Raw genomic sequence first — 4,728 nt, 5'->3', positions numbered from 1 at the left:
CAACGACCGCGGACGCAGCGCACTCATCGAGTACCCGAACGGTTTCGACTACGCCAAAGCCCGCGACGATCTTCGCCCCGTTCTGGCCCAACGAAAACCGCAAACTTGCCGGTACCGAGGTCGACGGCGCCGGCCTTGCTCAGGCTGCTGCCGGCATCCTCGACCCGATTGAACAGATCGAGGACGGTATCAGTCGCATCGAGGCCGAAGTCGGGGAAGAGCTCCTGAACCGCCTCCGAGAGAGTCACCCGGACTTCTTCGAGCAGGCTGTCGTCAAACTGCTCCTCGCGATGGGTTATGGAGGGGCCGAGCAGCGCGGCAAACGGATCGGTGGAACCGGCGACGAGGGCATCGACGGTGTCATCGACCAGGACGCTCTGGGCCTTGACCGGGTCTACATCCAGGCCAAGAGGTAAAAAGCCGGCAACAACATCAGCCGTGAAACCATCCAGGCCTTCGTGGGGGCCCTTCACGGCTTCGGCGCCACTCGCGGGGTGTTCCTGACCACATCCGCATTCACGCCCGCAGCCGTCAGCTACACGAACAACGTCCAATCCCGTGTCGTCCTCATTGATGGGCCGCGACTTATCGCGCTGATGATTAAGTACCAGGTCGGTGTCCAGGTACGGAACACCTACACAGCCGTCGCGGTCGACGCCGACTTCTTCGATTGACCGTCAGGAGCTGTCGTAACTGCTTGACATGTCTTCGGTCCAGGCGCGCCTCAGAGTGTCTTAGTCGGCTTCCCGTGCCGTCTTTCGGGCGAGGTCGGGGCTGCTGTCGGTTTGAGAGTTTCGTCCACCATCGCCGACGAGCATGAGTGGGAAGGTCCAGCGATCAGCGTGTCTGATCTATTTGTCGCCTGATCCGGGAGGCGGCGGAAGTGGATCCTTACTCTCTTGCACGCGTCGAAAGAGCTCACCCACGTTCGGACGTTCAGGCTTGCCCTTTTCGTCATCGCTGTCGTCGTTACTCATCGAGGCCGCTCTCTGATTCCTTGAACTCGAACGTTTCACTCTCACCCGAATGCGTCAATGACGTCATGTAGTCCTCAACGTCCGGGCGATCGGGCGGGCTGTCATCGTCATTCGATGGCTGCTGGGGTCGGGGTTGGCGTGCCATTCAATTCTCCTACCGGTGCGACTTGGCGAGCAACTAGGACAAAAATTAGCAGTGCCGATACCGCTGCGGCGAGCATGACGAAACCCACCGTCACTGCCTTGGCCCTGCTGGTGTTGTGGTTCTCTCTCGCTTCAACTTCTTTGGTTCGAACCTCGAGGAGAACATCCTCCAAACGCTCGGGTGCCACAGGCTGGTCCACGAAGTCGTCGACGATTTTCCGAGCGTCGGGCACATCGATGCTTCGCGTCCACAAGGCCCACATTGCGGCTCCGATGCCAAGGAGGGCCAATGAGATTGGGATGCTGGCCAGTGCGGGCACTGTCGATACTGAGGCAGTGACGGCGCTACTTCCGGCCACGAGCCCGGAGGCGGTAAGGATGAAGCCTGCCTTAGTGTCAAAGCCAGCGCTGCGGCGTAGGGCGGCATCGAGCCGCTTGTCGACTTCCGTTGCGAGCAACCGCACACGTGCCGCTCGATGCGGATCAGACTGCTGCCTGCGGACCATGTTCGGAGCATACGACGCTCGGGCTCCTCACTTCACGCACTCTTACCCCGAAAGCACCCGGCGAGTCCGTTGTCTGTGACCCGTGTGTGCCTCCGCTCACCGTCCCGGTAGACGATCGGTTATCGGACGAGGGTGCGAAGGCATGGGCGGCACGGCGCGAACGAGAAGTACTCAGCTACCCGTCAACGGATCTAGCATGGGGTCTCACAGCCGCGCCGAAGCGGCATGTAGAAGTCGGAGCATCGTGCAGGTCAAATGCTACATCGAGGAGTATGAAAACAGGGAGGGGCGACCCAGTGCTCGCTTGCGGGAAAAAGCAAGCGGCCGAAAGGTCGATATAGGGCTAGCCGACGTTGAAGATCGTCAGGCCTTCCTCCGGTTTCTCGGCGGTGCCGCAAGGAACCGAGCCGTCATGCCGGGGGTGTTTCTTAGAGAGTCCGAAGAGGACTGCGTCCTGGTCAACGGGGAACTGGACTTTGACGCACCGGACGAGCTTAGATTCTTGAACAACAGTCGACTTTCCTACATCTTTGCCTGACCATGTCTGATGCCTTCATGGTCCATCGGGGCGTGCACAACTGCTTCGCCTTTACTCCGGAAATATCTCACGAGCATCTACTCCAGGTCTCCGCGGTCGCCGAAAGGCTCGGTTACTCGATTGGTTTTCGGCAAGTCGGGGAAACAACCCTGGAAATTCAAGAGCGCCTCCGTGAAGAAGGCCCAAGCGCTTATCTCGATGTTGTCTCCATCCAGGAGGATGTTTCTCCTAGGGCCCCGGCCCACGAGGCCGAGCACTACGTCATAAGCCGTCTTGGCAAGTTGAACCCCAAGCGTGAGCTGGCGATAACAGACCCCTACCTGTTCACCAATAGGCGAGTGAAGGACGCAGACGCCTATGCTGCCTCCCTCGTTCGAATCATGTCTCCGCTTCTCACGAATGAGGTGACTGTCATCGCTGTTGTGTCTGAGAAACAGACGGATGATCGAGTGCAGGGTGCTGTGACAGCAGCTCTAAAGCTGGCCGCACCCGACGCGGTTCTGCGAGTCGTGGTCTCTGAGGACTTTCACGATCGTTTCTGGATTGCAGACAGAGAGACGGGCGTGATCATGGGAACATCCCTGAACAAGATCGGCGGGAAGATCTTTTTCATGGACAAGCTCTCGAATGAAGACGTCCGAGCCGTAGTGCATGAACTCGACGAAATTCATTACAAGGGGGAATGAAGTGCGGCGCATGCCTCGTGAGATCGCTAGCCAGGTAAACGCTGTCGTATTGGCGGCTCAGAACGGCCACTCGGCCTGCATGAAGAACGCCGAAAGCCTCGTCGGGGAGCTTGATCGTCTTCACGAGGCTGATTCCATTGATGGCGACGAATGGGCCCTTGCAGCCTTCACGGTGTCGAGTGTCCTGATCAACTTTGCCGGATATCGACGGAATAAGCGTGCAGCAAAGCTTGGCACTGACATTGCGGATCGAGCGAGGCTCCTAGCTGCCGACACTCATCTGCGCCGGAATCTTGAATACAACGCGGGTAACGGAAGGTCGTGTCTGCATCAGCTGGCTCATGACCGTGAAGGATTGACCGCCGACCAGTACGTCGCTGCTCGCCTTTTAGATCGCGATCTGCTGAAAGAAGCGCGAGCGCTCTTTTTCGGAGTTGGCTACGACGCCTCAGTCGCATCAGAGCTCCGCGGCATGGCCCTGTGCAATCTGGCTAATCTCTTCGATGATTCGGGTCGATGGGTGGAGGCGTATCAGGCGTATTCCGACGCTCTCGAGGCCGACCCTACAAACGGAAATGCGTCAGGCAATGCCGCGTACCTGCTTCGTCGTCGGATCTCAAGTGGGAGAGGAACTCTGGGGCACTACGCGGTCGTGCACGATGCTTTCGTTCGTCATTCGAAAGCTCATCGACAGCGCACAGTCGATTTGGCCGGGGAGCAAGTGGCCCAGAATTGGGACGCGGTGGAACTCCTGGGAGGACATGGGCACGCCGAGCATGGTGGTGATGTCCTGGATGAGTATCAACAATGGATCAAGGACACCGTTTTGCCCTGGCTTTGGCGGTTGACGGACTTGGAACGGATAGCGCGAGGTGGGACTCCGCCATGATCGAGTCCCTGCAAACCACTTCGGTAGGTATGCCGCCGATTTACGCATCGGTCAACGTGCTCAAGGCCGAGTACTTGGTATCGCGGAGGCTCGCATTCTCAGGAGAGCAAAGGCTCCTCGACGCTCCACTCGGCCAGAGTCCCGATGATTCTGGCGTTTATGCGGACACGCTCGACATGGCCGTCTATGGAGAAGCCTCATCGTCTCTAGTCCTCGCGCAAAGAAGCACTCTGGACCTGCTCGACAAGATCGCAGTCGCCGCCAACGAGCACTTCTCCGTAGGGCTTGACCCCGAGAACGTGACGTTCAAGGCCTTCTGGGTGAAAGGGCAACCGGCCTTATTGCACCCAGCTCTGCCGGTGCCTCCCGCAGATTTCACACCGTCGGCGTTAAGTCTTGCTGAGCTAGCTGTCGACTTCACCGACGGTATTTATGAGGCCGCCAAGACCCTTCGTAATGCAGGCACTCATCGGCTCGTCAACTTGACCTGGGCGATGGAATTGGACGACAAGCCAGACGACGCCACTCACGTCCGCATTGACCTCCGGGGTCTCATAACTGCGTCCCATTCGTCGCTGGCTGTGGCCCGAGCCGCGTATCTCTATCTCCTCGATCTAGTAGCGGATCGAGAGGACACCCGCACCCATGACGGACCGGTCTTTGACATGCCGATGTTCTTCCAGGACTAAGGACTTGCCGGAGAGCCCATAGCAGCAGGGGAAAACACACCCACGTGTGCAATGTCGGCAGGCAGCCGTAGCCTCACGTCGTGGGAGTGCGAGGGTCTGGCGAGACGGCCGCAAAGATTCTGCGCCGGCCGATCCCGACGCATCCGTTCGCGGTTCCGCCGGCACCGGGAACGTTCGGTGTCTGGCAGGTTCGCCGGGACCGTGCCGCACCCGTCGGCTACGTTCTCTCGCGTCACGAGCTGGGCGGCATCGTCTACCACTGCTACGCCCACGGCCAAGATGATGCCCGCGGCCGGCCC

The 4,728-nt window shown here is 59.3% G+C and carries 5 protein-coding genes and 1 pseudogene; 5 read left to right on the top strand and 1 reads right to left on the bottom strand.

Going from position 1 to position 4,728, the window contains the following annotated elements; genetic code table 11:
- Window positions 1-290 precede the first annotated feature (290 nt).
- A pseudogene (locus tag SD72_RS18420) lies at window positions 291-674 on the top strand (restriction endonuclease).
- 410 nt (window positions 675-1,084) lie between these two features.
- Here the strand turns inward: SD72_RS18420 and SD72_RS16600 are convergent.
- Window positions 1,085-1,627 (bottom strand): hypothetical protein, encoded by a 543-nt coding sequence (locus tag SD72_RS16600; protein ID WP_157000660.1) that lies wholly within the window; start codon window positions 1,625-1,627, stop codon window positions 1,085-1,087.
- Between the two features lie 540 nt (window positions 1,628-2,167).
- Between SD72_RS16600 and SD72_RS16590 the strand changes: the two genes are divergently transcribed.
- The 4 genes from SD72_RS16590 to SD72_RS17840 form a co-directional block, all read left to right on the top strand.
- Entirely contained in the window at window positions 2,168-2,851 is a 684-nt protein-coding gene (locus SD72_RS16590) for a hypothetical protein (RefSeq protein WP_042545583.1), read from the top strand.
- A complete protein-coding gene (locus SD72_RS16585; RefSeq protein ID WP_157000659.1) occupies window positions 2,817-3,740 on the top strand; it encodes a tetratricopeptide repeat protein in 924 nt (307 codons plus the stop codon). The genes SD72_RS16590 and SD72_RS16585 overlap by 35 nt, the downstream gene beginning before the upstream one ends.
- Window positions 3,737-4,429 (top strand): LA2681 family HEPN domain-containing protein, encoded by a 693-nt coding sequence (locus tag SD72_RS16580; RefSeq protein WP_042545581.1) that lies wholly within the window; start codon window positions 3,737-3,739, stop codon window positions 4,427-4,429. Before SD72_RS16585 ends, SD72_RS16580 begins: the two co-directional genes overlap by 4 nt.
- An 80-nt stretch (window positions 4,430-4,509) precedes the next feature.
- Window positions 4,510-4,728, top strand: a 219-nt coding sequence (locus SD72_RS17840) for a hypothetical protein (RefSeq protein ID WP_157000658.1), incomplete at its 3' end; no start/stop codon positions are given.

It is taken from the genome of Leucobacter komagatae, from assembly GCF_000834055.1.
Taxonomy (GTDB): domain Bacteria; phylum Actinomycetota; class Actinomycetes; order Actinomycetales; family Microbacteriaceae; genus Leucobacter; species Leucobacter komagatae_A.
The sequence above is the reverse complement of the archived record's forward strand: the minus strand, read 5'-3'. Positions and strand labels throughout refer to the sequence as shown.